This is a genomic window from Candidatus Thalassolituus haligoni (genome assembly GCF_041222825.1).
Taxonomy (GTDB): Bacteria; Pseudomonadota; Gammaproteobacteria; order Pseudomonadales; family Oceanobacteraceae; genus Oceanobacter; species Oceanobacter antarcticus.
The window spans coordinates 4,119,864-4,145,001 of the sequence record NZ_CP139482.1; the positions used below are offsets into that span (position 1 = coordinate 4,119,864).

30 protein-coding genes and 1 pseudogene are annotated in these 25,138 nt (G+C 52.5%); 18 read left to right on the forward strand and 13 right to left on the reverse strand.

Annotation, left to right across the window (positions count from 1 at the left end; all coding sequences use genetic code 11):
- Positions 1–225: 225 nt before the first annotated feature.
- The 12 genes from hisI to hemW all read left to right on the forward strand — a co-directional run bounded on the left by hisI (position 226) and on the right by hemW (position 7,481).
- On the forward strand, positions 226–609 hold the full coding sequence (gene hisI / locus SOJ49_RS18645; RefSeq protein WP_369855988.1) for a phosphoribosyl-AMP cyclohydrolase: 384 nt from the start codon (positions 226–228) through the stop codon (positions 607–609).
- A 41-nt stretch (positions 610–650) separates the two neighbouring features.
- Positions 651–983 carry a phosphoribosyl-ATP diphosphatase gene (locus SOJ49_RS18650; RefSeq protein ID WP_369855989.1) on the forward strand — a complete coding sequence of 111 codons (333 nt, stop codon included), beginning with the start codon at positions 651–653 and terminating at the stop codon, positions 981–983.
- Between the two features lie 36 nt (positions 984–1,019).
- A complete protein-coding gene (locus tag SOJ49_RS18655; RefSeq protein WP_369855990.1) occupies positions 1,020–1,352 on the forward strand; it encodes a histidine triad nucleotide-binding protein in 333 nt (110 codons plus the stop codon).
- A 21-nt stretch (positions 1,353–1,373) separates the two neighbouring features.
- A complete protein-coding gene (gene tatA / locus SOJ49_RS18660; protein WP_369855991.1) occupies positions 1,374–1,643 on the forward strand; it encodes a Sec-independent protein translocase subunit TatA in 270 nt (89 codons plus the stop codon).
- Complete coding sequence (tatB, locus tag SOJ49_RS18665; RefSeq protein WP_369855992.1) at positions 1,643–2,065, forward strand: Sec-independent protein translocase protein TatB; 423 nt, start codon at positions 1,643–1,645, stop codon at positions 2,063–2,065. Before tatA ends, tatB begins: the two co-directional genes overlap by 1 nt.
- Positions 2,062–2,823 (forward strand): twin-arginine translocase subunit TatC, encoded by a 762-nt coding sequence (tatC, locus tag SOJ49_RS18670; protein WP_369855993.1) that lies wholly within the window; start codon positions 2,062–2,064, stop codon positions 2,821–2,823. Before tatB ends, tatC begins: the two co-directional genes overlap by 4 nt.
- A 64-nt stretch (positions 2,824–2,887) precedes the next feature.
- On the forward strand, positions 2,888–4,042 hold the full coding sequence (locus tag SOJ49_RS18675) for a homoserine O-acetyltransferase (protein ID WP_369855994.1): 1,155 nt from the start codon (positions 2,888–2,890) through the stop codon (positions 4,040–4,042).
- 20 nt (positions 4,043–4,062) lie between these two features.
- Entirely contained in the window at positions 4,063–4,659 is a 597-nt protein-coding gene (gene metW, locus SOJ49_RS18680; protein WP_369858088.1) for a methionine biosynthesis protein MetW, read from the forward strand.
- Positions 4,659–5,126: a DUF4426 domain-containing protein gene (locus tag SOJ49_RS18685; protein ID WP_369855995.1), complete on the forward strand. Its 468-nt coding sequence runs from the start codon at positions 4,659–4,661 to the stop codon at positions 5,124–5,126. The genes metW and SOJ49_RS18685 overlap by 1 nt, the downstream gene beginning before the upstream one ends.
- A 16-nt stretch (positions 5,127–5,142) precedes the next feature.
- On the forward strand, positions 5,143–5,751 hold the full coding sequence (gene rdgB / locus SOJ49_RS18690) for an RdgB/HAM1 family non-canonical purine NTP pyrophosphatase (RefSeq protein WP_369855996.1): 609 nt from the start codon (positions 5,143–5,145) through the stop codon (positions 5,749–5,751).
- Between the two features lie 95 nt (positions 5,752–5,846).
- The gene (locus SOJ49_RS18695) at positions 5,847–6,332 is read left to right on the forward strand and encodes a hypothetical protein (protein ID WP_369855997.1); all 486 of its coding nucleotides are present in this window, start codon (positions 5,847–5,849) and stop codon (positions 6,330–6,332) included.
- A 3-nt stretch (positions 6,333–6,335) separates the two neighbouring features.
- Positions 6,336–7,481: a radical SAM family heme chaperone HemW gene (gene hemW / locus SOJ49_RS18700; protein ID WP_369855998.1), complete on the forward strand. Its 1,146-nt coding sequence runs from the start codon at positions 6,336–6,338 to the stop codon at positions 7,479–7,481.
- A 95-nt stretch (positions 7,482–7,576) separates the two neighbouring features.
- Here the strand turns inward: hemW and SOJ49_RS18705 are convergent, their stop codons facing one another.
- Positions 7,577–8,299, reverse strand: coding sequence for a GntR family transcriptional regulator (locus SOJ49_RS18705; protein WP_369855999.1), 723 nt, complete (start codon positions 8,297–8,299; stop codon positions 7,577–7,579).
- The gene (gene atzF / locus SOJ49_RS18710) at positions 8,300–10,105 is read right to left on the reverse strand and encodes an allophanate hydrolase (protein ID WP_369856000.1); all 1,806 of its coding nucleotides are present in this window, start codon (positions 10,103–10,105) and stop codon (positions 8,300–8,302) included. It lies immediately after the preceding gene.
- Positions 10,106–10,325: 220 nt separating this feature from the next.
- Between atzF and SOJ49_RS18715 the strand changes: the two genes are divergently transcribed.
- Positions 10,326–11,732: an aldehyde dehydrogenase family protein gene (locus SOJ49_RS18715; RefSeq protein ID WP_369856001.1), complete on the forward strand. Its 1,407-nt coding sequence runs from the start codon at positions 10,326–10,328 to the stop codon at positions 11,730–11,732.
- Between the two features lie 157 nt (positions 11,733–11,889).
- Here SOJ49_RS18715 and SOJ49_RS18720 read toward each other — a convergent pair whose 3' ends face one another.
- On the reverse strand, positions 11,890–12,834 hold the full coding sequence (locus tag SOJ49_RS18720) for a helix-turn-helix domain-containing protein (protein ID WP_369856002.1): 945 nt from the start codon (positions 12,832–12,834) through the stop codon (positions 11,890–11,892).
- A gap of 322 nt (positions 12,835–13,156) precedes the next feature.
- Here SOJ49_RS18720 and SOJ49_RS18725 point away from each other — a divergent pair, with 322 nt between their 5' ends.
- The 3 genes from SOJ49_RS18725 (at position 13,157) to SOJ49_RS18735 (ending at position 17,204) form a co-directional block, all read left to right on the forward strand.
- Complete coding sequence (locus tag SOJ49_RS18725) at positions 13,157–14,785, forward strand: GMC family oxidoreductase (protein ID WP_369856003.1); 1,629 nt, start codon at positions 13,157–13,159, stop codon at positions 14,783–14,785.
- A gap of 124 nt (positions 14,786–14,909) precedes the next feature.
- On the forward strand, positions 14,910–16,148 hold the full coding sequence (locus SOJ49_RS18730; RefSeq protein WP_369856004.1) for an MFS transporter: 1,239 nt from the start codon (positions 14,910–14,912) through the stop codon (positions 16,146–16,148).
- A 165-nt stretch (positions 16,149–16,313) separates the two neighbouring features.
- Complete coding sequence (locus tag SOJ49_RS18735) at positions 16,314–17,204, forward strand: transporter (RefSeq protein WP_369856005.1); 891 nt, start codon at positions 16,314–16,316, stop codon at positions 17,202–17,204.
- A 150-nt stretch (positions 17,205–17,354) separates the two neighbouring features.
- Here the strand turns inward: SOJ49_RS18735 and SOJ49_RS18740 are convergent, their stop codons facing one another.
- The gene (locus SOJ49_RS18740) at positions 17,355–17,831 is read right to left on the reverse strand and encodes a tyrosine-type recombinase/integrase (RefSeq protein WP_369856006.1); all 477 of its coding nucleotides are present in this window, start codon (positions 17,829–17,831) and stop codon (positions 17,355–17,357) included.
- A 117-nt stretch (positions 17,832–17,948) separates the two neighbouring features.
- Positions 17,949–18,116 carry a phage integrase N-terminal SAM-like domain-containing protein gene (locus SOJ49_RS18745; RefSeq protein ID WP_369858089.1) on the reverse strand — a complete coding sequence of 56 codons (168 nt, stop codon included), beginning with the start codon at positions 18,114–18,116 and terminating at the stop codon, positions 17,949–17,951.
- Between SOJ49_RS18745 and SOJ49_RS18750 the strand changes: the two genes are divergently transcribed.
- Together SOJ49_RS18750 and SOJ49_RS18755 are read left to right on the forward strand one after the other, a co-directional pair.
- Complete coding sequence (locus SOJ49_RS18750; protein ID WP_369858101.1) at positions 18,036–18,284, forward strand: hypothetical protein; 249 nt, start codon at positions 18,036–18,038, stop codon at positions 18,282–18,284. The two genes, SOJ49_RS18745 and SOJ49_RS18750, sit on opposite strands and share 81 nt — an antisense overlap.
- Positions 18,285–18,451: 167 nt before the next feature.
- Entirely contained in the window at positions 18,452–19,321 is an 870-nt protein-coding gene (locus SOJ49_RS18755; protein WP_369856007.1) for a TIR domain-containing protein, read from the forward strand.
- 454 nt (positions 19,322–19,775) lie between these two features.
- Here the strand turns inward: SOJ49_RS18755 and SOJ49_RS18760 are convergent, their stop codons facing one another.
- From SOJ49_RS18760 to SOJ49_RS18795, 8 genes and pseudogenes are all read right to left on the reverse strand, one after another.
- Complete coding sequence (locus SOJ49_RS18760) at positions 19,776–21,338, reverse strand: IS66 family transposase (protein ID WP_369856008.1); 1,563 nt, start codon at positions 21,336–21,338, stop codon at positions 19,776–19,778.
- Between the two features lie 23 nt (positions 21,339–21,361).
- A complete protein-coding gene (gene tnpB, locus SOJ49_RS18765; RefSeq protein ID WP_369856009.1) occupies positions 21,362–21,718 on the reverse strand; it encodes an IS66 family insertion sequence element accessory protein TnpB in 357 nt (118 codons plus the stop codon).
- Positions 21,711–22,010 (reverse strand): hypothetical protein, encoded by a 300-nt coding sequence (locus SOJ49_RS18770; protein WP_369856010.1) that lies wholly within the window; start codon positions 22,008–22,010, stop codon positions 21,711–21,713. The genes tnpB and SOJ49_RS18770 overlap by 8 nt, the downstream gene beginning before the upstream one ends.
- Positions 22,011–22,064: 54 nt before the next feature.
- Positions 22,065–22,334, reverse strand: coding sequence for a hypothetical protein (locus tag SOJ49_RS18775; RefSeq protein ID WP_369856011.1), 270 nt, complete (start codon positions 22,332–22,334; stop codon positions 22,065–22,067).
- Positions 22,335–22,441: 107 nt separating this feature from the next.
- Positions 22,442–22,606, reverse strand: a complete 165-nt coding sequence (locus SOJ49_RS18780; protein ID WP_369856012.1) for a hypothetical protein — start codon at positions 22,604–22,606, stop codon at positions 22,442–22,444.
- Between the two features lie 47 nt (positions 22,607–22,653).
- Positions 22,654–22,761 (reverse strand): annotated as a pseudogene (locus tag SOJ49_RS18785) (IS3 family transposase); the annotation flags it as partial.
- Positions 22,762–22,814: 53 nt separating this feature from the next.
- Positions 22,815–23,465, reverse strand: coding sequence for a hypothetical protein (locus SOJ49_RS18790; protein WP_369856013.1), 651 nt, complete (start codon positions 23,463–23,465; stop codon positions 22,815–22,817).
- 811 nt (positions 23,466–24,276) lie between these two features.
- The gene (locus tag SOJ49_RS18795; RefSeq protein WP_369856014.1) at positions 24,277–24,759 is read right to left on the reverse strand and encodes a GFA family protein; all 483 of its coding nucleotides are present in this window, start codon (positions 24,757–24,759) and stop codon (positions 24,277–24,279) included.
- Positions 24,760–25,138: the final 379 nt, after the last annotated feature.

A 25,138-nucleotide genomic window follows, 5' to 3' on the forward strand; every position in this document is an offset into this window, starting at 1 on the left:
GCTTATTTAGCACGCCAATAGCGTTCCTCATGCCTTGTTCTGAGAGCCACCGGCACTCAGCAGGCCCGATCCAATAATTGCGCACGCCCCCTGGCTTGCGGTATGCTCGCGACGGTCAATAACACTTGAAACGCATGTGTCGCACACAGCGGCAAGGTGTGCGACACATGTTTGAATCATCGGCAGCTGATCGCCCGGCGTGTCGATCAGCAGGTAATACGCAGAATGAACAGCAACTGGCTAGATGCCGTAAAATGGGACGACAGCGGGCTGGTACCAGCCATCGCCCAGGACTACCAAACCGGTCGCATCCTGATGATGGCCTGGATGAACCGCGAAGCCCTCGCCCTCACGGTTGAGGAAAACCGCGCCATTTATTATTCACGCTCCCGCCAAAAACTGTGGCGCAAGGGTGAAGAATCCGGCCACGTCCAGCAATTACACGAAGTGCGTCTCGACTGCGATGCCGATGTGATTGTCTTGCAGGTCAAACAGATCGGCGGTATCGCCTGCCATACCGGCCGCGAAAGCTGCTTTTATCAGGTCTGGCAAAACGGCGAGTGGGTCGCCGTCGACCCGGTATTAAAAGACCCGAAAGAAATCTACTAAGTCATTTTCGGTATTACATAATTCACAGAGTTGTTATCAAAATGAGTGATATTCTCTCCGCCCTGGGTGACATCCTTGACGAACGCAAAGGCGCATCGGCAGATTCCTCCTATGTCGCCAGTTTGTACGCCAAGGGCCTGAACAAGATTCTGGAAAAAGTAGGCGAAGAAGCCACCGAAACCATTCTCGCAGCCAAAGATGCCGAGCACAGTGGCGACAACCAGGACGTTATATACGAAACCGCCGATCTCTGGTTTCACAGCCTGGTAGCACTGGCCCATCTGGGCGAACGCCCGGAAGCCGTGATTAACGAGCTGGCCCGTCGCTTCAATATGTCCGGGCTGGAAGAAAAAGCCTCGCGCAGCGACAAATAACCGTGCCGCAGGTCGTGCATCAGCAAGGACATCCACATGACTGACTGTATTTTTTGCAAGATAGTGGCAGGTGACATCCCCGCCAACAAGGTATATGAAGACGAAGAGTTCCTGGCATTCCATGATATCGCCCCCAAGGCAGATACCCATGTGCTGGTGATTCCAAGGCGGCACATCGTCAACCTCAACGACCTGGGTGAAGACGACGGTGTCCTGATGGGCAAGCTGATGCTGACCATTCCGCATATTGCCGCCACACAGAACCTGACCGGCTATCGCACCATCACCAATACCGGTGCTGAAGGTGGTCAGGAAGTATTTCATCTGCATTTTCATATTCTGGGCGGCCGTGCGCTGCCCGGATTCTGAGTACTCAACGAGGACACTCTTATGCTTGGCGGTATCAGCATCTGGCAACTGGCCATTATTCTGGTCATTGTGATCGTGGTTTTTGGCACCAAGAAACTGCGTAATATGGGCGGCGATCTGGGCGGCGCAATCAAGAACTTCAAAAGCGCCATGAACGAGGGTGCTGACAAGGACGACGACGGTGCTGCCACGACGGCCAAACCCAAGCCCCTGACTTCAGACCAATCCGACAGCATCAACAAGGATGCCGATTTCAGTGAGCAGAAAGACAAGGATCAGAGTCGCCCCTGATGTTTGATATCGGCTTTCTTGAGCTCGTCGTGGTGGGTGTTTTAGGCTTGCTGGTACTCGGCCCGGAGCGTTTGCCCAAGGCGGCACGCACCGTTGGCCTGATGATTGGCCGTGTGCGCCGCACCATGAATAACTTCCAGGATGAACTGGAACGTCAGGTGCGTGCCGATGAATTGCGCGAAAAACTCAAGGATCCCTACGCTACCTTTCTCGATGATGATGTTCGTCGGCCTGCTGCCGTGCGTGACTACAACCAGCAGCAAAATACCGCAGCAGCTGACGGCCAGACCGTCGACAATCTGGCAATTGAAAACACGGCCGTCGAAAACCCGCCAGCCAGTGCCGATAGCCAACCACGCATTTTGCCCACCACACCCACCGGGCCAATCACGCCCGCCAAGGACACCAAACCCGAACCATGAGCCAGGATCAGGAACAACCCCTTATTGCCCATCTGGTCGAACTGCGTAACCGATTGCTGAAATCGGTACTGGTGGTACTGGCGCTGTTCCTTGGCATGTTCTATTTCGCCAACGACCTCTATCTGATTCTGGTGCAACCGCTGTCAGTATTGCTACCCGACACTCAAGGACAAATGATCGCCACCGGTGTGGCATCGCCGTTTCTGGTGCCGTTCAAACTGACGCTGGTGCTGGCAGTGCTGATCGCCATGCCTTTTATGCTGCATCAGGTCTGGGGGTTTATTTCGCCGGGCCTGTATCAGAATGAAAAACGCTTTGCCGTACCCTTGCTGATCTCAAGCACCGTGCTGTTTTACTCCGGCATTCTGTTTGCCTACTACGTGGTGCTGCCACTGGCATTTGGTTTCTTTACCATGGCCGGGCCGGATGGCATTTCGTTTATGCCGGACATTGCCAATATTCTCGATTTTATCCTGAAAATCTTTTTTGCCTTTGGCTTTGCCTTTGAAATCCCGGTGGCGACGTTTTTGATGGTACTGAGTGGTCTTACCACGGTTGCTGCGCTGGGCGAAAAACGCCCGTATATTTTTCTCGGCTGTTTTGTCGTTGGGATGCTGGTCACGCCACCGGATATCATTTCCCAAACCATTCTGGCGCTGCCCATGTACGCGCTGTTTGAAGGGGGCGTACTGGCTTCCCGCCTGATCCGCAAACCGGCCACCGAGGGCGAACAGCCGGACGCTACCGACAACCTGTGATTCCCCGCGTTTACTGATACACTCGCGCTTTACCCAGTTTATACACTCCAGGAATACGCCTACCATGCCGGAAGTTATCCCTGACGATTCCGTCGGTCTGGTTACTCCCCAGCAGTTTCATTCAGATGTACCACTGACACTTCGCAGTGGTCGCGTGCTGCCAGAATACGATCTCGTTTACGAAACCTACGGCGAACTCAACGCCGATCGTTCCAATGCCGTGTTGATTTGTCATGCTCTCAGCGGCGATCACCATGCCGCCGGTTATCACAGCATGGATGAGGCCAAACCCGGCTGGTGGGATAACGCCATCGGGCCGGGCAAGCCGTTTGACAGCCAACGGTTTTTTATCGTCTCGCTGAACAATCTTGGGGGCTGCTCGGGCTCTACCGGGCCGGTCAGCCACAACCCTGAAACCGGCAAGCTCTATGGCCCCGATTTTCCGATTGTTGCCGTGCGTGACTGGGTCGCCAGCCAGGCGCAACTGGCGGATCACCTGGGTATTCAGCAGTGGGCAGCGGTTGTCGGTGGCAGCCTCGGCGGCATGCAGGTCATACGCTGGGCGATCCAGCATCCCGAGCGCCTGCGACATGCCGTCGTGATCGCCTCGGCGTCCAAGCTGTCGGCGCAGAACATTGCTTTTAATGAAGTCGCCCGTCAGGCCATTGCCAAAGACCCGGATTTCCACGATGGCAACTACCTGGAACACAACACCATTCCCAAGGTTGGTCTCACCCAGGCACGCATGCTCGGTCACCTGACCTATCTATCCGATGACGCCATGCGGCAGAAATTTGGCCGTGAACTGCAGGAAGGCAAGTTGAACTACAGCTTCGCGCCTGAATTTCAGGTCGAAAGCTACCTCCACTATCAGGGTGAAAAATTCAGCACCCGGTTTGATGCCAATACCTACATGTTGATGACCAAGGCGCTCGACTACTTTGACCCGGCTGGCGATTACGATCACGACCTGGTCAAATGCCTGAGCCATGCATCCTGTGACTTCCTGGTGGTCTCCTTTACCACCGACTGGCGTTTTGCACCGGAACGCTCCGAAGAAATTGTCAGCGCCCTGATCGAAGCCGACAAGAACGTCAGCTACGCCTGTATTGATTCCGATGGTGGCCACGATGCCTTTCTGTTGCCCATTACCCGTTACCACCAGGTACTGGATGCCTATATGAATCGCATCGCCAACGAACTGGAGGGTCGTTCATGAACAGCATCTCCCTTGCCTCCCTGCGTACCGACCTGTCCATTATCCAGCAATGGATTCAGCCCAACAGCCAGGTACTTGACCTCGGTTGTGGTGAAGGCCAATTGTTACGCTACCTGCAGGAACACAAAAACGTGCGCGGTTATGGTCTGGAGATCAACCCCGACAAAATCACGGCCTGCATCGCCAATGGTGTCAACGTCGTTGAGCAAAACCTCAACGACGGCCTGCGCAATTACAAAGACAACAGCATCAATACCGTCATCATGACCCAGGCATTACAAGCGGTTGAGAGACCCGACGAATTGCTCGACGAAATGCTGCGTATCGGCGACGAGGCGATTGTCACTTTCCCAAATTTTGGCCACTGGCGTACCCGTTTGTATCTGGCTCTCAAGGGCCGGATGCCCATGTCCGAAACCCTGCCCCATGCCTGGTACAACACACCGAATATTCACCTGTGCACCGTGACCGACTTTGAAGAACTGTGCGTAGCAAAAAATATTCGGATCCTCAGCAAAACCGTGCTGGACGATCATCACCAGGAACACTGGGCAATTCACTTCTGGCCTTCGCTGCTGGGAGAAATTGCCATTTATCATCTGACCCGGAGAACCTGATGAAAACACGATGGATCACCTGTTTAACACTGCTGTTAAGCCTGAGCGCCCTGATAAGCCCGACTGTACTGGCTGACCGTGGTGAACAAAAAAAAGTGTTTGGCGACTATGAAGTTCACTACATTGGTCTGACCAGCAGCTTTCTCAGTCCAGATGTCGCCAGCGCCTATGGCATAGAACGCTCGCGCAAGCTCGGCTTCCTCAGTATTTCGGTATTAAACAACCCCAATGACGACGTCTTGCCGCTGCCGGTTACCGCCACCATCCATGGCACCATAAAAAACCTGATTGGCCAGGAAAGCGAACTGGAGTTCAAGGAAATCAAGGAAACCAACGCCGTGTATTACATCGCGACGTTCCGCTTTGATGAAGAAGAAACCTACCGTATCCGGCTCGACGTTGCCCCGGATGGCAGCGACAAACACTTCGATGTACGCTTCAGCCAGCGTTTTTACGAAGAAGACTGACCGACAAGGAGCTGTTATGAAAATTGTTCTCGCCAGCGGCAATGCTGGCAAGCTGCGGGAATTTTCCCAACTGTTCGACAGCCATTTTGCCGCACAACACATCACGCTGGTGGCACAGGGCGAGCTGGGTGTTAGCGATGCCGAAGAAACCGGACTCAGCTTTGTAGAAAACGCCATTATCAAGGCCCGCCATGCTGCCGCCATCACCGGCTTGCCAGCACTGGCTGACGACTCCGGTCTCGAAGTGGACGCCCTGCAAGGCCAGCCGGGTATCTACTCTGCCCGTTTTGCCAGCATGAACAACGCGGGAAACGGCGATAACGACAACAACAGCCTGTTATTACAACGTCTTGTCGACGTCCCGGCGGCACAACGCACCGCACGTTTTCAGTGCGTACTGGTCTACATGCGCCATGCCACAGACCCGACGCCCCAGGTTTTTCAGGGCAGCTGGGAAGGCTCCATCCTGACCCGGCCTTCCGGCAGCAACGGCTTTGGTTATGACCCGCTGTTTTACCTGCCAGCGGAGCAGTGTGCTGCCGCCGATCTCGACAAGGGGCGTAAAAACGCTCTTTCGCATCGGGGCCAGGCCATTCAGCAGCTGCTGCAACGCTGGCAGCCCTGACGCTTTTTTTACCCCTTCACACTCTGTCTTCAGCCTGGTGAGGGACTTCCAGCACCCTATGTGGTGCATTGTTTATCTGAGAAAAGAAGCACATCGTGGAAATACTCGAACAATTACAAAACAAGATTACCCAAACCATTCAAACCCTGGAAAATCTGCAACTGGAAAATCTTCAGCTGCAAGAAGACCTGGAACAGGCTCAACAGGCGCTGACGGCTGCTGAACAAAAAAATGACACGCTGACGCAACAGAACGACGAACTGAATAAGGAACAAACCCGCCTTTCCCACGAGCAACACCAGATGGAAGCTCAGGTTCAAGCCTTGTTACAAACACTCGACGTTGCCGTTGCTGACCTGCTGCCCGCTACCGATCCCGATACCCAGGCCGACGCAAACCCGGACAACAACGGCGAACATCACAACGAACACCACAACGAACACCACAACGAACACCACAACGAACACCACAACGAACACCACAACGAACACCACAACGAACACCACAACGAACACCACAACGAACACCACAACGAACACCACAACGATCATCACAACAGCAACCCAAACAACGGGAACTGAGTAATGCGCCAGTTGCCGCCACTCAGTCTGTACATCCACGTTCCCTGGTGTATTCGTAAATGCCCGTACTGCGACTTCAACTCGCACACGGCCAGCCGCGAATTGCCGGAAGCAGACTATGTGGCTGCATTGCTGAGTGACCTCGATAGCGAACGGGAGCAGGTTTACGGGCGTGTTATCCAGACCATTTTTATTGGCGGTGGTACCCCCAGCCTGTTATCGGCCCAGGCCTACGAACAACTGTTCGAGGGGTTGCAGCAACGACTGGCATTCGCCACCGACATAGAAATCACCCTGGAAGCCAATCCCGGTACGTTTGAAGCGGATCGCTTTGCCGCCTATCGCACATTAGGCATCAACCGGCTGTCGATGGGCATTCAGAGTTTTAACGACCTGCATTTGCAAAAACTCGGCCGCATTCACGATAGCGCCCAAGCCAAAGCCGCCATAACAGCAGCCCGCACGGCCGGATTCGACAACCTCAATCTCGACCTGATGCATGGTCTGCCCGGACAGTCGCTAGCCGATGCCCTGGAAGACATCAACACGGCCTTGAGCTTTAACCCGCCGCACCTCTCCTGGTACCAGCTCACCATCGAACCCAACACCGAATTCTACAAACGTCCACCAGCCCTGCCGGAAGACGAGACACTCTGGGACATCCAGGATGCCGGACAGCAGCGCCTGGCAGCAGCCGGTTTTGCCCACTACGAGATTTCCGCCTTTGCCCAGCCGGGCAAACAGGCCCGCCACAACCTCAACTACTGGCAGTTTGGCGACTACCTCGGTATTGGTGCCGGTGCGCATGGCAAAGTCAGCAAACGGGATAACAACGGCCAGATCCACGCGACCCGACGCTGGAAAACCCGCCAGCCAAGCGATTACCTGAACCCCGACAAGGCTTTCCTGGCTGGCAGTAACGACATTGCCAGCACAGAGATGGGGCTGGAATGCCTGATGAATGCGTTACGTTTGCGTGCAGGTATCACGGTCGAACGCTTTGAGCAACGTACCGGACAAACACTGGCGAGCGTGGCTGAACCAATCGCCAAGGCCAAAGCCATGGGCTTGCTGGAAGTTGGAGAGGATATTCGTGCTACCGAACGTGGCCAACAATACCTGAATGAACTGTTGGGCTTGTTTCTCTGAATACCAGCACAAGACACTCGCGCCGCCGTTGCGAACAACCACACATCATTACCCGGCTTGCACCATTACCCGGCAGTGATACCGCAAACCGGTATTTATACCCGGATATTCAGGTTATAACGACTCTTGGCTTCCTGAATCCGCTGCAAGGTGATCGCACGCACGGTATTTTTGCTGCTCTCAATATGCCCACTTAACTCAGCCACAACGGCGTCGCCGTGACGCTGTCCGATCAATGCCAAAATATGCCGATGCTCTTCATAAGTGGCTGCAATCCGCCCACGCTGGGTAAAGTCGAGTCGCCGGATAATGCGCAGTCGTTCACAGACACTGCGATGCAACAGCGCCATTTCCTTATTACCCGCCAGCGCCACCAGCTGAAAATGAAAATTCTCATCCAGTTCCGCCACCTGATCACTGTCGGACAAGCGCTTGTCTGGCGTTACACACCAATGATTCGTCAGCTCCTGCAGATGCGCAGCCGGATCTTCCAGCCCACAAAGCCGTCGAACCGCTGCGGTTTCCATCAGGGTACGAACATCGTACAGCTCTTCAAAATACTGAAAGTCGAACGGCCGCACTTGCCAGCCGCTGCGAAAATAGACCTGCACAAAACCATCCCGCTCGAGTCGGTAGAGCGCCTCCCGAACAGGCGTTCGGGAGGCATTCATACGCTTGGCAATTTCCGACTCGCTAAAGCGGTCGCCGGGTAGCAGCTGAAAATCAAAAATATCGGTTTTAAGCTGCTGGTAAATGCGCTCCGCAACGTTAACCGGCCGCGATTGCTGATGTCTGCTGCCACCTTGATCAGTGGCCATTTACCCGGCCTGCAAACTGGCAATATAAGCCCGCCAGCCGCCAAACTCGCTGATATCGGTGGCCGCAGGAAGCACCACTGCTTCGCACATAAAGCCGTTCACGATACGACCATCTGCCAGCTCCACATTGCCAATGCCCATCGGTTGCGGCACTTCATTCACAAAGCTGCCGAAGGCAGCCGCTGTCAGCCGCCACAACTCGACGATAATCGCCACACCCTGCTCGTCATCACCGACCCGTACCAGGCCCGGTTTGGGTGGCGTGGTGTTCGCCAGGGCGTACAAGCGGTATTGGTCGGCGGTAACGGTTTGCTCGACCAGCCGGGCAGAACGATGGCTGAGCTGGTGATTCAGTGGCATACCGCTTAAATGCGCGCCAACCACAGCAATCACTACCGACTCATCCGCCTTGCGTCCCAATAAGACAGGCGCTTCTGGCAGCTTGAGTGCTGCTTCCCAACGGTTGGCAAAGGCCAGCAAGGCACGATCCTGCCAGGCAGGGGCAATCAGGGTGATGCCAAAGGGAAGTCCATCGCGACGTAACGCCGCCGGCAGCGACAATGCCGAGAGATCGGCCAGATTAACAAAGTTGGTGTACACGCCGTTGCGGCTGTTCACCTCAATCGGTTGTTCTGCCAGTGCGGCATGGGTCGGGAAATGAGGGGAAGTTGGGACAAACAGCGCGTCGACATCGTCGAACAAGGCCGTCACGTAGCGCATCAGCTCCAGGCGACGATATTCTGCCCGAAACTGATCTACCGCACTGGGGAGCTTGCCACTCAGTACGATGCTTTTGACAATCGGGTCGAGTCCGGGCAAATCCTGCTCCATAAACTCGCCCACAGCCGCGTAGCGTTCAGCCACCCAGGGGCCCTGATACAACAACGCGGCCATTTCGAATAGGGGGCCGAAATCCTTTTCAACCAGCTCTAAACCGTGTTTTCTGGCCAACACACAAGCCTGTTCATAAGCCTGTTGCTGTTCGACATCGCCAAACCATTGCGGCGACAGCGGTATCGCCAGACGCTTGATACGACGCTGAGGCACCGCAACAGACTCACGAGAATAAGGGTCAGCTGCATCAAACTGCGCCGCCACATCCAGCAACTGTTCGGCATCCCGGCTGTTCAAAGCAAAGATGGAGACCACATCCAGGCTCTTACAAGCAGGAATCACGCCATTTGTACTGACCAATCCCTTGGTGGCCTTGACCCCCACCAGATGATTAAAACCGGCAGGTACCCGACCCGACCCGGCGGTATCCGTTCCCAACGAAAACGCCACCTGCCCACGCGCCACCGTGACGGCAGAGCCAGAACTGGAACCCCCACTGACGTATTCCGGCTTGAAGCTGTTAGCCACCGGCCCGTAAGGGGAGCGAGTGCCGACCAGACCGGTAGCAAACTGATCCAAATTGGTTTTACCTATTACCACCGCACCAGCAGCCCGAAGCAACGCCACCACGGTCGCGTCGCGTTGCGGGGTAAAGGCAAACTCAGGGCAACCACCCGTGGTTGCAAAACCAGCCACATCAATATTGTCCTTCACCGCAAACGGCACACCAAAAAGGGGCAACGACGCCGGAGCCTTGCCCTCCAGTGAAGCAAGCTGCTGCGCCAGCACCGCATCGGTCGCCAGTGTTATCCAGGGGCTGCCGTAAACCGGTTTACCGTTGTCGCACTCTTCCTCACGAATCTGTTGCAGCAGTTGTGGCAAGAGCTGCTGTGGGGTTTGGCCCGACTGATACGCCTTGGCCCAGTCACTCAGATTCCAGCCCGACAACGGGGATAATGTGCTAGCGGTCATTGGTTTCTCCATGGTGTTCAAACTTGTATACAAGATACTGAGCGAGAGCCGTGCCAGCTAGTACAAAGATCCAACCAGGAAAGTGATCTCGCTCACCCACCACGGTCATAACCGATCAAATACCTGTCCGTTGGGATCAAGCTGGCGGGCTGGGGCTGAGTCAAACTGCCAGACCAAACTGCAGCACTGTTTCTACAAAAACAAAAAAGGTGAACCCGGTATGTATTCTTTCAGCAACATGGTGGGAGGCAAGACCCTGTCGGCCAATGCCTCATTCGACGTTATCAACCCCTCCACACACGACTTGGCTGGCAAGGCACCGTTGGCGACCAGCGCAGACCTTGATCAGGCCGTCGCGGCAGCGGCAGCGGCATTTCCTGCCTGGTCAGGTCTGTCGGATGCAGAGCGTCAGGACTACTGCCACCGGGTGGCCGACAAGTTGGAACAGCACCATGAAGAACTGGCCCGGATTCTGACATCTGAACAGGGCAAACCCATGGCGGGCATGGGTTCGATGTTTGAAATTGGTGGTGCCATTGCCTGGGCCCGCTACAACGCCGCGCTGGAAATACCCGTCGAGGTACTACAAGACAACGACAACGGCCGGGTTGAGATGCATCGCAAGCCGATTGGTGTTGTCGGCTCTATTACGCCATGGAACTGGCCGGTCATGATTGCGGTTTGGCATATTATACCGGCCATTCGTACCGGTAACACCGTGGTGAACAAGCCGTCACCTTTCACACCGCTGTCAACGCTGCGAATGATCGAACTGATGAATGAGGTATTACCAGCCGGGGTAGTGAACAGCCTTACCGGTGACGACAGCCTTGGGGCGGCAATGTCATCCCACGCAAAAATTGGCAAGATTGTGTTTACCGGTTCAACACCGACTGGCCAGAAAATCATGACCTCTGCCGCCGATACCCTCAAACGCCTGACGCTGGAACTGGGCGGCAACGACGCTGGCATTGTGCTGCCGGATTGCGATCCGGCAGCAATCGCACCGGGTGTGTTCTGGGGCGCTTTTATCAACAACGGCCAGACCTGTGCAGCCCTGAAACGCCTGTACGTCCACGACAGCATTTACCAACAGGTGTGTGACGAGCTGGTGGCCTTTGCCCGGACGATCAAGGTCGGTGACGGATTTGACGACAACAGCGACCTTGGCCCCATCCAGAACCGGATGCAGTTTGACAAGGTGAACCGCCTGGTGCGCCAGTCACTGGAGCTGGGTAGCCAATTACTGCTCGGCGGCCCGGTGGATGATCCCGATACGCTGTTCTTTCCGATCACCTTGATCGCGACGGACGCTGTCAGTGACCCGCTGGTACAGCATGAGCAGTTTGGCCCGGCACTGCCGATTATTCCGTTCAGCGATATCGACGCTGTCATCGCTGCGGCCAATGATAATCAGAATGGACTGGGTGGCTCCATCTGGACCGACGACCAGCAACAGTTCCGCCAGCTGGCTTCCCGTATGGAATGTGGCTCGGTGTGGCATAACAAGCATGGAGCCATTCAACCCGATGTGCCATTCGGTGGGGTGAAGTGTTCCGGTGTGGGGGTTGAGTTTGGCAAGGAAGGGCTGCTGGCCAATACCAATATTCAAGTGCTGTTTCTGTAATTTTACCCGCTTTCACTGACTGACACTCAGTCGTTTTCGGCGCTCCCTGAGCGCCTTTTTTGGTTCGGGCCAGCAATAGGCCAGCAATACGAACGGCCATGCTCGTCAGCGCCATGCTCGTCAGCGCCATGGTGGTTTGCTCACTGCGGTTGGCGGGCTAACGATCGAGTTTGCGGGTTTCCGTCGGCGTTTCGCCAAAATACTTCTTGTAGCTGCGGCTGAAATGGGCGGAATGGTTAAACCCCCAGGTAAAGGCAATATCCGTCAGGCTGGTATTCGGCTGCGCCAGAATATCCACCCGGCAGCGTTCCAGTCGCTGGTTCCAGATATAACGATTCAGCGTCACCCCTGCCAGCTCGAACGCCCGTGACAACTGTCGGGGAGAGGCTTTCATCATGTCACTGATGTGTTCGGTGGTCAGATAATCCGCTTCCAGATGCCCATCAATGTAACTCAGGCTACGCTGCAGCAAGGCATGACGCGAACGGCTACAAGCAGGCACCTGTTGTGTCTTGATCAGACTCGCGAGGTTATCCAGTACCTGCTCAGAAATACTCATCCCCTGGTGATTGTAATGCCAGGGACGGGTCAGTAATTGATACAGATTCTCGCTGCTATAAACCCCCACACGCGCATGACGGTCGAGCCGTACCAGGTCAGTCGGTTGCCAATGCCCCAGTTGTTGCTCCAACACCTGACGCGGGATGTCGACCACCAGCATTTCCATATCATGCGGGAAACCCTGACCGTACGGACGAGTGGTGTCGTACAGGACAATATCGCCAGGCACATGGTTAGCGCAGCGAGTACCCTGCCAAGAGTATCCATGACCTGCCAGCATCAGACATAAAAATACCGACTGCCGGGGATCGGCTTGAATTTCGGTCCGGCTGCGTTGCACCGCATGGCTGTTGGCCTGAATCCGGTTGATGGTTATCAGGCCACACTCGGTCTGCTCCAGAGTGGCTTCGATGCCATTTTTGGACTCGGTGGGACAGTCCACCTTAATGACATGCTGGCGTACATGCTCTTCCCAGAACTGGCGTTTGATGGCGGCCGGAACCTGGCTGGTGGAGATGCACAGAGAGCGGGTCAGTGCCATACATCCTCCTGCTGTTATTTCTTTTTATTGGTATTTTTTTATCACCTTCCCGTCCCATGCTACGACGCCCACCAAACATAGTAAATATGTTAAGTAACTATAAAAAGACTCGTCCTGTTATGTCTCGCCACAGGCTTCTCACACCGCCCTTGCACGGCTAGTGCCCTGTCCTGAGTAATCAAATCAGGCGACTTTCCTGATTAAGCCAGCCCGTTTTTCCCTCGTCATAATTTTCCACTGAATTGACAGCTGCCTCTGGTTTCAGCCGTCGCTGACACCCCGTCAGTACCTTGCAGATAACAATAACGAGTTCAGAAATCTTATGAATAACCCTGACTACATTGTCGTAGGTGGTGGCTCCGCTGGCTGTGTCATAGCGCATCGTCTGGTCAATGCCGGTAAACAGGTTGTGCTGCTGGAAGATGGCCCCGCCGATGACTCCCTGTATATCCATATGCCTGCCACGTTTATCCGCGTGATTGGCTCCGAACGCTCAGTGATTTACCAAAGTGAACCCCAGCCGGAAGCGGGCGGACGCAAAACCTACGTACCGCAGGGACGCACGCTGGGCGGCGGCAGCTCAATCAACGCCATGGTCTATATTCGCGGCCAGCAGCAGGATTACGACGACTGGGAAGCCCAGGGTTGTCACGGCTGGAGCTGGAATAACGTGCTGGCAGCGTTCAAGCGCTCTGAAAACCATATGCGCCTGAGTGGCGCTTACCATGGCAACGACGGCCCGCTGAAAGTCAGTGATACCCGCTTCCGTCATCCGCTCAGCCTGGCGTTTGTCAAAGCGGCTCAACAACTGGGGTTGCCTTACAACGACGATTTTAACGGCGAGCAACAACAGGGAATTGGTTTTTACCACACCACTACCTTTGATGGTCAGCGTGGCAGTACCGCCGCGACCTACCTGGCCGCCGTGAAAAATGCCCCGAACCTGACCATCAAGACCGGCAGTTATGTCTCCCGCATTGTGTTTAATGCCCAACGCAAGGCCACCGGGGTCGAGCTGATCGACAAAAAGACCGGAGCCCTGAGCCAGATTGCCGTGAAAGAAGAAGTGATTCTGACTGCCGGAGCCCTGTCGACACCCAAGATTCTGATGCTGTCGGGCATTGGCCCGAAAGATCACCTGCACGAACACGGCATAAACCTGCTGCACGATGCTCCTCAAATGGGCCAGAACTACCAGGATCACCTGGAAGTATCGATCTACGGTCGCACCCGAGAACCCATCAGCCTGCTCGGTAACGACAGCGGCCTGAAAGCACTCAAACACGGCATTCAGTGGTCTTTGTTCAAAACCGGCCTGCTGACTTCCAACGTGGTTGAATCCGGCGGATTTGTTGATACCTCCAACTGTGGCCGCCCGGACATTCAGTTCCACGTATTGCCAACGCTGGTGGGGGATGTCGATCGAGAGCCGATTGAAGGCCACGGTATTTCCATCAACCCCTGTTTTTTACGGCCAAAATCACGCGGGTTCGCCAAATTGCGCAGCGCCAATCCCGTCGATTCAATGATCTTCGAAAGTGGTGCGCTCCAAGAACAGGACGATGTCGACACCCTGATACGCGGCGTCAAACTGGCCCGCAAGATTCTCCGCGCTCCGGCACTGGCCGAACTGGTGAGTCACGAACTGCGTCCATCCCGTGAAGAACACATCTCCGACGCCGAAGTGGAAGCCCACGTCCGCAGCCATGCCAAAACCGTCTATCACCCGGTAGGTACTTGCCGAATGGGCAGCGATGCGGACGCCGTGGTTGATCCAACCCTGAAAGTGAACGGCGTAGCAGGCGTACGGGTATGCGACGCCTCGGTGATGCCCGCGCTGGTCTCCGGCAATACCAATGCACCGACCATCATGATTGCCGAACGTTGTGCCGAATTCATCCTTGGTCTGGAGGCTTGTGCCAATCGCCCTCAGCAGCACAAGACAGGCTGATTGTTCTATCCCGTTGGCACTCGTCCGTTAACTAGCATGTTTGCTCGACCCGGCCTGCCGCACCCTGTACTGACTGGCAGGCCGGTTTTTTTGACCACTAAAACAACAACAATACGGTGTACTCATGAACGTTAATACCTATGAAAATCGGCTGCTGCTGATTCTGTTCGTTTGCTTTGGCTTCGTCTTTTTCGACCGCCTGGCACTGTCATTCCTGTTTCCGTTTGTGGCGGCGGACCTGAATCTGAACAACAGCCATCTGGGCATGTTGTCGTCAGTATTGGCACTGATGTGGGCACTGTCTGGCATGACGCTGGGCCATATTGCCGACAAGAAAGAGTCAAAAAAATACATTCTGGTGATTTCCGTCATCGCCTTCACTCTCTGCTCCGCACTGTCGGGTCTGGTCACCACCTTTGTCAGCCTGCTGATTTTCCGAGGCCTGATGGGCATCGCCGAAGGCCCGGTACTGCCTATTTCCCAGTCGCTGCTGGCAGCAGCCTCCAACCCCAAACGTCGTGGCCTCAACATGGGGCTGGTGAATGCCTCTGCACCGGGTTTGATTGGTGCCATCATTGCACCCCCCATCCTGATCTGGCTGGCGACGGACTACGGTTGGCGCACCGCCTTCTATGCCACCATGGTGCCGGGATTAATCATTGCCGCGCTGATCATGCTGTTTGTGCGCAACAAGCATGTGCATGAATCCATGGCAGCGACCCATCATCTGGGAGGCAAGGGCGACATCAAGGCCTTGCTGAAAAACCGCAATATCCTGCTCTGTGTACTGATCTCCTGCTTTTACATCTCCTGGTTTATTACCCTGATTTCTTTTACTCCCACCTTCCTGATGCAGGCACGTGGATTCGCGCCAGACGCCATGGGCGGCATCATGGGCTCCCTGGGCTTTGCCTGGATGATCTGGGGCTTTGTAATTTCGGCGCTGTCTGACCGTTTTGGTCGCAAACCCATGATGATTCTGTTCACCCTGATTGCCACCGCCTGCCCGATGGTACTGCTGTACGCCGATGCCGATTCCATGCTGCCGCTGGTGTTCCTGACCTACACCGGCCTCGGCTGTTTCACCCTGTTTATGGCGACCATTCCCGCTGAAACCGTCCCGGCCTCACAAGTGGCCACGGCTCTGGGTCTGATTATGGGGGTTGGTGAGCTGTTTGGAGGCTTTATTACACCAACCGTGGCGGGCTTTATGGCCGATGCCTATGGGCTGGACATCGTCATGTGGATTGCTTCCGCAGGCTCACTGATCGCCATGGTACTGGCGCTGTTCCTGAAAGAAACCGCACCGGCCAAGGTCGGTCATCTCACCGCAACCGAAGCCCTGGCCACAACCCATGGATAACCACCGCTAACGACGAGGGGCTGCCTGTTTGCCAGACGCTGGGGCTGGCAGTCCTGCTGATTATTAAATGTTGCCGTCATCGGGCAGACAAGCTGCCCAAAACAACAAAAACAAAAACAAAAACAAAAACAAAAACAAAAACAAAAACAAAAACAAGGAACCACCATGGCTAATCACACCTACAACGCAATCACTCTGACGGGCTTATTGAGCGCCGGATTGCTTTCTTCTGTCTCAACCCAGGCTCTGGAAATCAGTGTCGGTGACTACGAGCCACTGCCAGACCAACTCAACCTGGCCATTTTGTACCTCAACACCACCTCAGGCTCCGATTACTACAACAAGGGCAAAAAAGTATCCGACAACTTCAAGCTGGATACCCAGGTGGCCATTGTCCGCTTGCTACACAACATTGAACTGTCCAATGGCGTCATGATGGAGCCACAAATTGTGGTGCCCTACGGCTCGCTGACCACCTCTGGAGAGGCCAATGTATTGGGTGACGCCGATGGTCAGGGCGATGCCATACTGGGCCTGCCGTTCAAATGGACACTCAACACAGCCAACAAGGACGTCTTGGCACTGGCACCCTTTCTGTACACCCCGAGCGGCAACTACGACAAGAGCCAGGAGCTGAACATGGGGGAAAATCGCTGGCGCTTGCTGCTGCAATCGACCTACATTCGCCACTTCAATGCCCATTGGGCACTGGATTCTGCGGCAGATGCTTCCTGGTACAGTGCCAACAATGACTACCAAAATGGCACCAGCAAACTGGAACAGGGCATGCGTTACGAACTGCAGAGCTACCTGCGTTACAAAATGGACGACAACACCATGCTGGGTGCCGGTCTCGGCCATATTGGTGGAGCAGAACGTCGCATCAATGGCGTCAGCCAGAACGACTCACAGTCGACCACTTACCTGCGGGCAACCATCAGCCACTTTGTCGCGCCGCAATGGCAACTACAGGGATTATTTGGCAAAGATCTGGAAGTAAAACAAGGCATCAAGCAAGACACCCAGTTCCAGCTGCGAATTGTCAGAGTGTTCTGATTTTACCTACCTCCTGATCCGCCCCCTTCCAGGATGTGATCGACTAGTGGGACATGTCTGCTTGAACGTTGAGCAAGGCATGTCCCGCCAGGTCTGCGTTACGCCCGCAAGAAGAGTAAGAAACAACACCCCAATGTCTGACGGATTCCGCTAGCAAACAGCTTCTGCCGTAACGGCATTGCCGCTGTTTGCCATGGCGATTTTTAGCGCTTTTCGAGGGACACTGTCGTGCAAATGATGTCTGCAATTGATTCCGGTGTCGGGATGCAAACACAAACCACTGGAGGGAAATAAAAACATCCAGGCCGATTGGCGGAAGGCATTTGGGTATTTTTTGCCCAATATGCCAGGGAGGGAGGGGCCAATCCCGCGTTGATTATCCTCTCGCTGAATTTGTAGTGATTCTTCTATTTGCTGGTGTAGCGGATCATGTAACGACGAGGGGAGCAGCGTGACCCGATCCTTGCCATCGTGAACTGTCAAGGATCCGGCGTCGAAGTTGATATCCTTGACTCTAAGCCTCAAACATTCAGTGATTCGCAACCCGGAGCCATAGAGCAGTGCAAATAACAGACGGTTACGGCCGTCCAGTTGATTAAAAATGGCCTGAACTTCGGAGCGATTCAAAACGACAGGAAGACGCCTGGGTTTATTCGCTCGATTGAAATCCAGCTCGCCTAAAGGACGCTGGAGAAACTTGTCATACAAAAACACCAGAGCATTCAAGGCAACTCGCTGGCTATTCTATGACTCATGCTGGCGATGATACGTGCTGGTCTGATGCCAGGTGATCAAGAAAACCCATGACCTCAACAGGATCATTGCATTCGGATGTTGGCATTGATGAAAGCGTATGTAGGCCTTGATCCAGTAAAGGTAAGTTTTTTCTGTTCTAAGGCTGTATCCATTCAGCCGCATGAAGCGAGAGATCTGGTTCAAAAACGGACTTTTACCCATGGTTCTACTCCTCCTGAAATAACTGTATATATGAACAGCATAATCATGTTTGAGAAAAAATCCATGCCCGTATTTCCAGAGTGGTTGCGTGTTTTTCAGGATGCTGTTAACGTAAGTCCATGAAGTTCAATGGTTTTGCGTTTTGGGCGCAGAATTAATGCGCACGTTAAAACAGAAAAACGAGCATGCGTGTTTTTCCAGGGAGGATGGCTTTATGAAAATGGAAATTATCAATCAATCCAAATGCCTATCATCCTTTCGCAATAAATAACGCCACCAGAAAAACGCGCATGCGCATGAATAAACTGTTAGGCTCTATACGCACTCTGCACACGTCAGGTAATTTAATTTTGAGTATCGAATTCTTAGAGAGTGATTTTGACAAGGTGAGTTACCTAGTGAATCTCTTGACGTCAAGAGCGACAGGTCTAGCCGCTGATTCGCGCGAATTTGAAATTTTGCGTCACGAATTGCTGAGCAATTCAAAGCTTTCTCCGCTATTACCTCAATGGTTAAAGCAGCACCGTAACCTTGATACGTTTTGGGGTTTTATAAAACAGAAATATGGAACATACGCAGAGCGCCGTACATATATTTCGGAAGAGTTTACTCCTGTTCTTGATGCGTTAGAGTTTGGACAGCCTACGCCAACTCCACCGCAGGCCAGTAAGTTTCAAAATACACCCTCTGGCATACCTAAAGTTGTTGCAAGAAACAAACGAAAGGTATTTATCGTCCATGGTCGAGACAATGAGGCAAAGCAAGAGGTAAGCCGATTTATTGAAAAGCTCGGTTTAGAAGCGATTATCTTGCATGAACAAGCTAGCGCAGGAATGACCATAATAGAAAAAATTGAGCACTATTCAAATGATGCTGATTTCGCACTTGTCCTTTACACGGCCTGTGATCACGGGCGTGGTGCTCACGAGTCTAATATCTCCCCAAGAAATCGAGCACGGCAAAATGTGGTGTTCGAGCACGGTTATCTCATGGCAAAACTTGGAAGGGAAAATGTATGCTCACTGGTAAAAGGTGATATAGAAACTCCAAACGATATTAGCGGGGTTGTCTACGTAGCATTGGACCCACTTGGGGCGTGGAAAACCGAAATAGCTAAAGAATTAAAGGCGTGCGGTTATGCAATCAAAGACTTCTACTAACCCCATAAAAAAGCCTAACAAAGTGCTGCTAGGGACAAACTTACGCTACGCTCCAGTTTGCCCCAGAGCACGGCGTTATGAGTCATAGCATGTTGAGAGCCTTGTTCTTACTATTTACCTTAATTCCGTCGATCGGATTTACTGAAGGGGACATATATAGACGCTTCCCCAATATCAAGGATGACTTGGCCCTGACACCTGCCATATGCCCTTGATTTATTTCCTGTTAACCATCACTTGTTCGTTGCGATGACTGTCAATGGCCATCTATTTTGATCCACCTTTGGCCAATAAAATTGACCCACTTTTTGAGCATTAACTGCCCAGTTTCTGCTTCAGCCGGTAGCTTTCTCCGCCCATCATAAACACCTGCGAGGTAAACGCTCAAACAACCCCATCTACCGATTTAAATAACGGCCGCTTTCATATTCTCAGGCAGCAGTTTTTCGATGTCTTACGCGGTTTCGCATAACGGCAACTGGGCAAACACTCTCCGTAAATACGCGTAAGGCTCCAGGTCGTTCGCTTTGGCGGTTTCTATCAGGCTGTACATCATGGCGCTGGCTTTGGCGCCACGCTGACTGTCACTGAATAACCAATTTTTGCGCCCTATCGCAAACGGTCGGATAGCATTTTCGACGGGATTATTATCGATATGAAGTCGCCCATCGGTGAGGTAGACCGTTAGTTTGTCCCAGTTTTTATCGAGGTAGGCTAAGGCTTCGCCGGTTTTTCCTTTTGGCAGGGTTTGTTGCAACGCTTTGTCCAGCCATGCTCTGAGTTTATTGAGCTGGGGCAGACTTTTTTCTTGTCGAATTTGATATTTCTGTTCGGCTGGTTGGTCTTTAATCGCGGCTTCGATGACGTACAGTCCTTTGATCATTGTCACGGCCATGTCGGCTTTACTGACTTTTCCTTTCGGGCTTGGGCTGACTTTCTGAGCGTCGATAAACTTACGTCGAGCGTGGGCCATGCAGGCCAGTGCGACGATGCCTTTTTGCTGCCCAATACGGTGATAGCCAATATAATCGTCGGTTTGCAGGTAGCCTTGATAATCACCAAGCAGCGATCTGGCCACATCGGTGCGACGACGACTGGCGTAATCAAATAAGATAATGGGGTGTTCTCGATCACCGGTTTTTCGTACCCACATGTAGCTGAGGCTTTCGGCTGTTTTATCCGGTTCTTTTAAGACCTGAACTCGGGTTTCATCCATATGGATATAACCGCTTTCAAGTAATTGATCATTGAGCAGGTTGTAAAGTGGTTGCAGCAACTCACTGCTTTTCATCATCCAGTTGGCTAAGGTGTTGCGCGGTAAATGTATGCCCATGCGTTTGAAGATGGTTTCCATTCGATAGAGTGGCAATCCGTCTTGATATTTGGCCACAGCAATGTGCGCCAGTAAGCCTGGGCTGGCATTGCTTTTAGGGATTGGCTGCGCCGGTAAAGCGGCCATCTGCACGCCGCTTTCACAGGCTTCGCAAACGTATTTTTGTCGTGCATGCACCAAGACTTGAACCACCGCCGGAATAATATCCAATTGCTCGCTGGTGTCTTCGCCGATGTGTTTTTTGGTGCAACCACAGGCGCAGATTTTATCGGCCAAAGGAAGATCATGTTCAATGCGTACACGGGGTAATTCAGCCGGTAAAGGCTTACGGCCGGATGTTTTTTTAACGGGCTTGGGTGTTTCAGCCAGGGGCAATTCCGAGTGTAAGGACTCGGCGTCTATCGACTCGGCCGTATCCACTGCAGAGGCACCGGCCTCGCATTCAACCTCATCGAACAGTTCGACTTGTTGATCACTTTTTTCGCTGCTTTTACCAAACTGGCGCTGCTTAAACAGAATGATCTGTTCTTCCAAAAACTGGATGCGTGATTGTTTTTGGTTAATTAATTGTTCTTTATTTTTTAACTGATTATTTTTTTCTTCCAATAATTGATGCTGCGCTAAAAGCTGTTGTTTTAGAGCAGAAATGTCATCAGGTAAGTGATCCGTCGGTGGTATTTTCATGGGTTGGAGTATACCAACCCTGGTTAATTCATGGCAGTGTAAAATAAGGTTTCATGCGGTTTATTATTAAAAATATCCAGACCATCCAATAATAAATTCAGTTGATGGCCGTCAATACAGATGGCAGCGCTGTCGGTCGGCTTTAGCCATTTAAAGCGCTGCTTTTCCAGGCGTTTGTACCAGAGCACAAAGCCATTGCGCTCCCAGTACAGTAACTTGATTTTATCCCGGTCGCGATTACAAAAGACAAACAGGGCATTGGCCATAGGACTAAGCTCCAGCTCTTGCTCGACCAATGCCGACAAGCCATTAATCGACTTGCGCATGTCCACGGTGCCTGCGTATAAATATACCTGAACCGCTGCACTGGGCCTAAGCATATAAAAGCCCTCGATCTTTTAATGCCAGCAACAGATCCGGTAAGGCTTCAGTTGGTAGCTCAATGATGGCTTGTGCACCCAACCTTAACCGCGCCGGAGAGGATGAGGTCACGGTGATTGGAATCAAAGCCTTTGGCTTGTCCACCACCGACTCAGCACCGGGCGATAAACGTTTACGCCAATATTGAAGGTTATGCATAGCAAGGTTGTGTTGTTTGCAAAAGGCGACCTGGGATAAACCACTGGTACGCCAAAGGCTGATGTGCTGCTGCCATTGTTCGGATTTAGTCATGAACTGTCTCGTTGAAGAATTTGAAGACAGCTTAGGATGAATTAAGTAGTGATTTTAGATGGGGTTTATTGAGCGCTTACCATTTTCTGTTTGTATCCGCTCAGAAAATCTCAAATTTTTAGCTGGACCATTATTCGATTCTTCACTATCACGTACGTATAGTATTTCGAGCATTCCATTAGAAAACCCAAATCGACGATTTGAAGTCCCCTGCCCCTTGTGATCACGACTAAAACTTTCTTCAAGCCCCATCGAAACCAAAAGATCACCCGCCTCTTTTGGTTTATCGGTAAGTATAAAAATGTGATCCAGCTCTAAATTCACCACCCAGTTCCTCTGAAAATATAACGCCGCTCTCCGAGGAAAACCGGAGCGAAGAGTAGGTTTGCATCCGGAACGTGTCAACCTTGTTTGAGCCAACTCTCTAATGATTAAATTGCCTTTGCGATGACGCGCTGCAGCGTCGGGAAGTTCACTCCCTTATCAATCACCGCCTGATCGGCATTCTCTGGAACGGGATTGATACAGACTTTATTGGCCGGGGAGTTCACCACCGGACACCCTTTGCTGAAGCGTTCTGGATAACGAGCATACATCCTCTCCAGCGCCTTCTGCCTGACTCGTGCTACAGTGAAAATCTATAGCTGTCAAAGCGACGTGGGTAGTCCGGCTGGTATTTCAGGATTTTGAACCGGGCTTCACTCATCGCGTTATCGTTACTCACCCGAGGGCGGCTATGACTGGCCGTCATCACCAGCTCCCCAGGCAAGCCGTCCCGTGAACAGGGTCGGCTTGAACAACGTGTTAGCAGCTACGCGAACCAAGTTTTACAGTACACTCAAAATTGCCCCTGGACTCCGTCACCAGCTTGACCGTTTCTAAATCCTTGGCTTCGCATCGCGGGCTGGTTGGTGCCCAAAAAACGGGGTGTTCATCTCGAGAAATGAAAGGCAAAGGTTTTTCAGGCTCACTGGCGTCAAACAACTGAGCCGTACATGTAGCAAATCGGATATCATTAACATGCAAGGTATTCTTTACTATATATTTCTTGTTGGCTTCCGGCGTAAAGGTTATGCGATTCGGGCACCACACAAAGACCTTATCCGAATTTACAAAAGCCGAATATTCGAACGTCACATACTGATCAGCAGGTATATTAAAACTACTCTTCTTTTTCAAATCCAGAACCTGGTAATCAACGCAATTATTTGAATCACTGTAGATCTTGACAGCTTTATCCTTGAAAGTACCAGCAGTCCACTTGATTACAGAAAAATAATTTGTACTTGGCTTTCCATTTTCATATATAAAAGGTTCGGAGTTTTCAAATTCAATTGACGCAAATTCGCCATTTGCTGGCTCTTCATACATAGATACTTTTGGTTTCTCGGTCAAAGTACCACACGCAGACAATAAAATCGTCAAAGCTGCCAGTCCATTTTTTGCATATGCCATTTAATGCTCCCATTAAATTAAAAAATCTATCCATCAACAGTTTTATTTTCGAGCGTTTGCATTTTGTCGGCGGCTCATTTTATTGCAAAACAGAGATAACCACAGGATGTTTATTAAAAACACCCTTATCACTGAACGAGCCGTCAATCATCAAATACGCATGCCCGGATTGCCTGCTATTCAACCAGGCAAAGCAATCCAGTCAAACATCAATATCACGGATTTCAGGCACTTACGCTAACAACCGCCGTCAAAACGAGCAAGCCATTCAGCACAGAATTCTTCCTGGCATTGACATACACCGGTTAAAACAACTTTTTCGGCAGGAGCAGGGCCATGAGCAATAGTCCGTATTGAGGCAGATTTAGCGGTTTGCGGAACCCCAAGAAGATGAGACTGTTGAATTTATCTGCGTTATCGAGCACCTGGCAAAGACCGCGACATCCAACGCGCAGCTCAGATCGGAAATAAATTCCCTCCTGCAATGGATCTGATTATTACGTTCAGGATCGGGAATAAATTCCCTCCTGCAATGGATCTGATTATTACGGTCAGGGTCGGGAATAAATTCCCTCCTACAATGGATCTGATTATTACGATTCAGGATCGGGAATAAATTCTCTCATACATTACGCTCAGGTCAGGAATACCTCCTCCTGCAATATTTCGTTTCTCTTATGTGATACAAGAGCGCCCGCACAATAGTATTTGGTAAATAAGGACTGGAGAGGAATCCTCTTCAGCCCTGTCCTTCTGATGCTATTGCATCCTTTTTGCCCAACCGGCCCAACTTGCCCCGGCAATCAGAGTCTCACTTGGCAGGTGCAGGCCCGAATTCCCGGATTTCCAGCGACTTGTCAATACTGGCCCAGGTCGGCGCACTGGAACACCAGATATTCGATGACGGCCTGATTGCTGAAGGATTATCCAGCGTGCCCATTCTGACAACGGTAAGCCCCATACGGCCGGTGGAATCCGAAAACAGCTGGGTGCCACACTGGTTACAAAACCCCATTGTTACTTCGTTGCCGCTGTCCGCTACCCGTATAAAACGGCTCACGACTCCAGTTACTGCGATTTTATCGGTCGGGAAAACCACATTGGCCGTGCCGTTAGCGGCAATGCGCTGGCAATCCCGGCACCAGCAAATCCGCGACGGGCCTGGTTCTGCGCTGATCTGATATCGAACCTGTCCACACAGACAGCCGCCAGTTGTAACACTCATACTCACCCCCTGAACAACACACCAATATCTGACGATTCCGATAGCAAACAGCCGACTGTGTTCTGGCATACATTGGCTATGGGACCACAAAGCCCTTATACCTCAATGCCCGCTACGGGCATCAGGCTGAACGTCTCTCTGACATATTACCCGCTGAACATGAGTTAGTAACATCCTCCCCTGCCTCTCGCTAACGCTCGCCGGTCTTTGACCGCCGAAAGGACGCCTGCCCCGGCCAGAAGGCTGAGGTTTGCCGCGCACCGGGTCAATACTTTGCAATCAGGGTCAGGATGCAGACCCACGACCGGTTTTTTCCGGGACACTCTGAATAACGCTGCACCGCTCTGCGCAAGAGCCTGCAGGTTGTCAGAACCAGGCAATGGTGAGCGGCAGGGCGCACCCGGCGGAATTCAAAAGATCCCCGAAACCGGACCCAGTTCATATACCG

Excerpts from the sequence above, each read along its gene's own strand:
- atzF (WP_369856000.1), bottom strand. The coding sequence starts at position 10,105 with ATGACCGCTAGCACATTATCCCCGTTGTCGGGCTGGAATCTGAGTGAC.
- SOJ49_RS18795 (WP_369856014.1), bottom strand. The coding sequence starts at position 24,759 with ATGCCAGAACACAGTCGGCTGTTTGCTATCGGAATCGTCAGATATTGG.
- hemW (WP_369855998.1), top strand. The coding sequence starts at position 6,336 with ATGCGCCAGTTGCCGCCACTCAGTCTGTACATCCACGTTCCCTGGTGT.
- tatA (WP_369855991.1), top strand. The coding sequence starts at position 1,374 with ATGCTTGGCGGTATCAGCATCTGGCAACTGGCCATTATTCTGGTCATT.
- SOJ49_RS18770 (WP_369856010.1), bottom strand. The coding sequence starts at position 22,010 with ATGACTAAATCCGAACAATGGCAGCAGCACATCAGCCTTTGGCGTACC.
- SOJ49_RS18725 (WP_369856003.1), top strand. The coding sequence starts at position 13,157 with ATGAATAACCCTGACTACATTGTCGTAGGTGGTGGCTCCGCTGGCTGT.
- SOJ49_RS18655 (WP_369855990.1), top strand. The coding sequence starts at position 1,020 with ATGACTGACTGTATTTTTTGCAAGATAGTGGCAGGTGACATCCCCGCC.
- hisI (WP_369855988.1), top strand. The coding sequence starts at position 226 with ATGAACAGCAACTGGCTAGATGCCGTAAAATGGGACGACAGCGGGCTG.
- SOJ49_RS18755 (WP_369856007.1), top strand. The coding sequence starts at position 18,452 with ATGCGCATGAATAAACTGTTAGGCTCTATACGCACTCTGCACACGTCA.
- tatC (WP_369855993.1), top strand. The coding sequence starts at position 2,062 with ATGAGCCAGGATCAGGAACAACCCCTTATTGCCCATCTGGTCGAACTG.
- SOJ49_RS18720 (WP_369856002.1), bottom strand. The coding sequence starts at position 12,834 with ATGGCACTGACCCGCTCTCTGTGCATCTCCACCAGCCAGGTTCCGGCC.
- SOJ49_RS18750 (WP_369858101.1), top strand. The coding sequence starts at position 18,036 with ATGTTGGCATTGATGAAAGCGTATGTAGGCCTTGATCCAGTAAAGGTA.
- SOJ49_RS18730 (WP_369856004.1), top strand. The coding sequence starts at position 14,910 with ATGAACGTTAATACCTATGAAAATCGGCTGCTGCTGATTCTGTTCGTT.
- SOJ49_RS18760 (WP_369856008.1), bottom strand. The coding sequence starts at position 21,338 with ATGAAAATACCACCGACGGATCACTTACCTGATGACATTTCTGCTCTA.
- rdgB (WP_369855996.1), top strand. The coding sequence starts at position 5,143 with ATGAAAATTGTTCTCGCCAGCGGCAATGCTGGCAAGCTGCGGGAATTT.
- SOJ49_RS18685 (WP_369855995.1), top strand. The coding sequence starts at position 4,659 with ATGAAAACACGATGGATCACCTGTTTAACACTGCTGTTAAGCCTGAGC.
- SOJ49_RS18705 (WP_369855999.1), bottom strand. The coding sequence starts at position 8,299 with ATGGCCACTGATCAAGGTGGCAGCAGACATCAGCAATCGCGGCCGGTT.
- SOJ49_RS18715 (WP_369856001.1), top strand. The coding sequence starts at position 10,326 with ATGTATTCTTTCAGCAACATGGTGGGAGGCAAGACCCTGTCGGCCAAT.
- SOJ49_RS18790 (WP_369856013.1), bottom strand. The coding sequence starts at position 23,465 with ATGGCATATGCAAAAAATGGACTGGCAGCTTTGACGATTTTATTGTCT.
- tatB (WP_369855992.1), top strand. The coding sequence starts at position 1,643 with ATGTTTGATATCGGCTTTCTTGAGCTCGTCGTGGTGGGTGTTTTAGGC.
- SOJ49_RS18780 (WP_369856012.1), bottom strand. The coding sequence starts at position 22,606 with ATGTATGCTCGTTATCCAGAACGCTTCAGCAAAGGGTGTCCGGTGGTG.
- SOJ49_RS18675 (WP_369855994.1), top strand. The coding sequence starts at position 2,888 with ATGCCGGAAGTTATCCCTGACGATTCCGTCGGTCTGGTTACTCCCCAG.
- tnpB (WP_369856009.1), bottom strand. The coding sequence starts at position 21,718 with ATGCTTAGGCCCAGTGCAGCGGTTCAGGTATATTTATACGCAGGCACC.
- SOJ49_RS18735 (WP_369856005.1), top strand. The coding sequence starts at position 16,314 with ATGGCTAATCACACCTACAACGCAATCACTCTGACGGGCTTATTGAGC.
- SOJ49_RS18650 (WP_369855989.1), top strand. The coding sequence starts at position 651 with ATGAGTGATATTCTCTCCGCCCTGGGTGACATCCTTGACGAACGCAAA.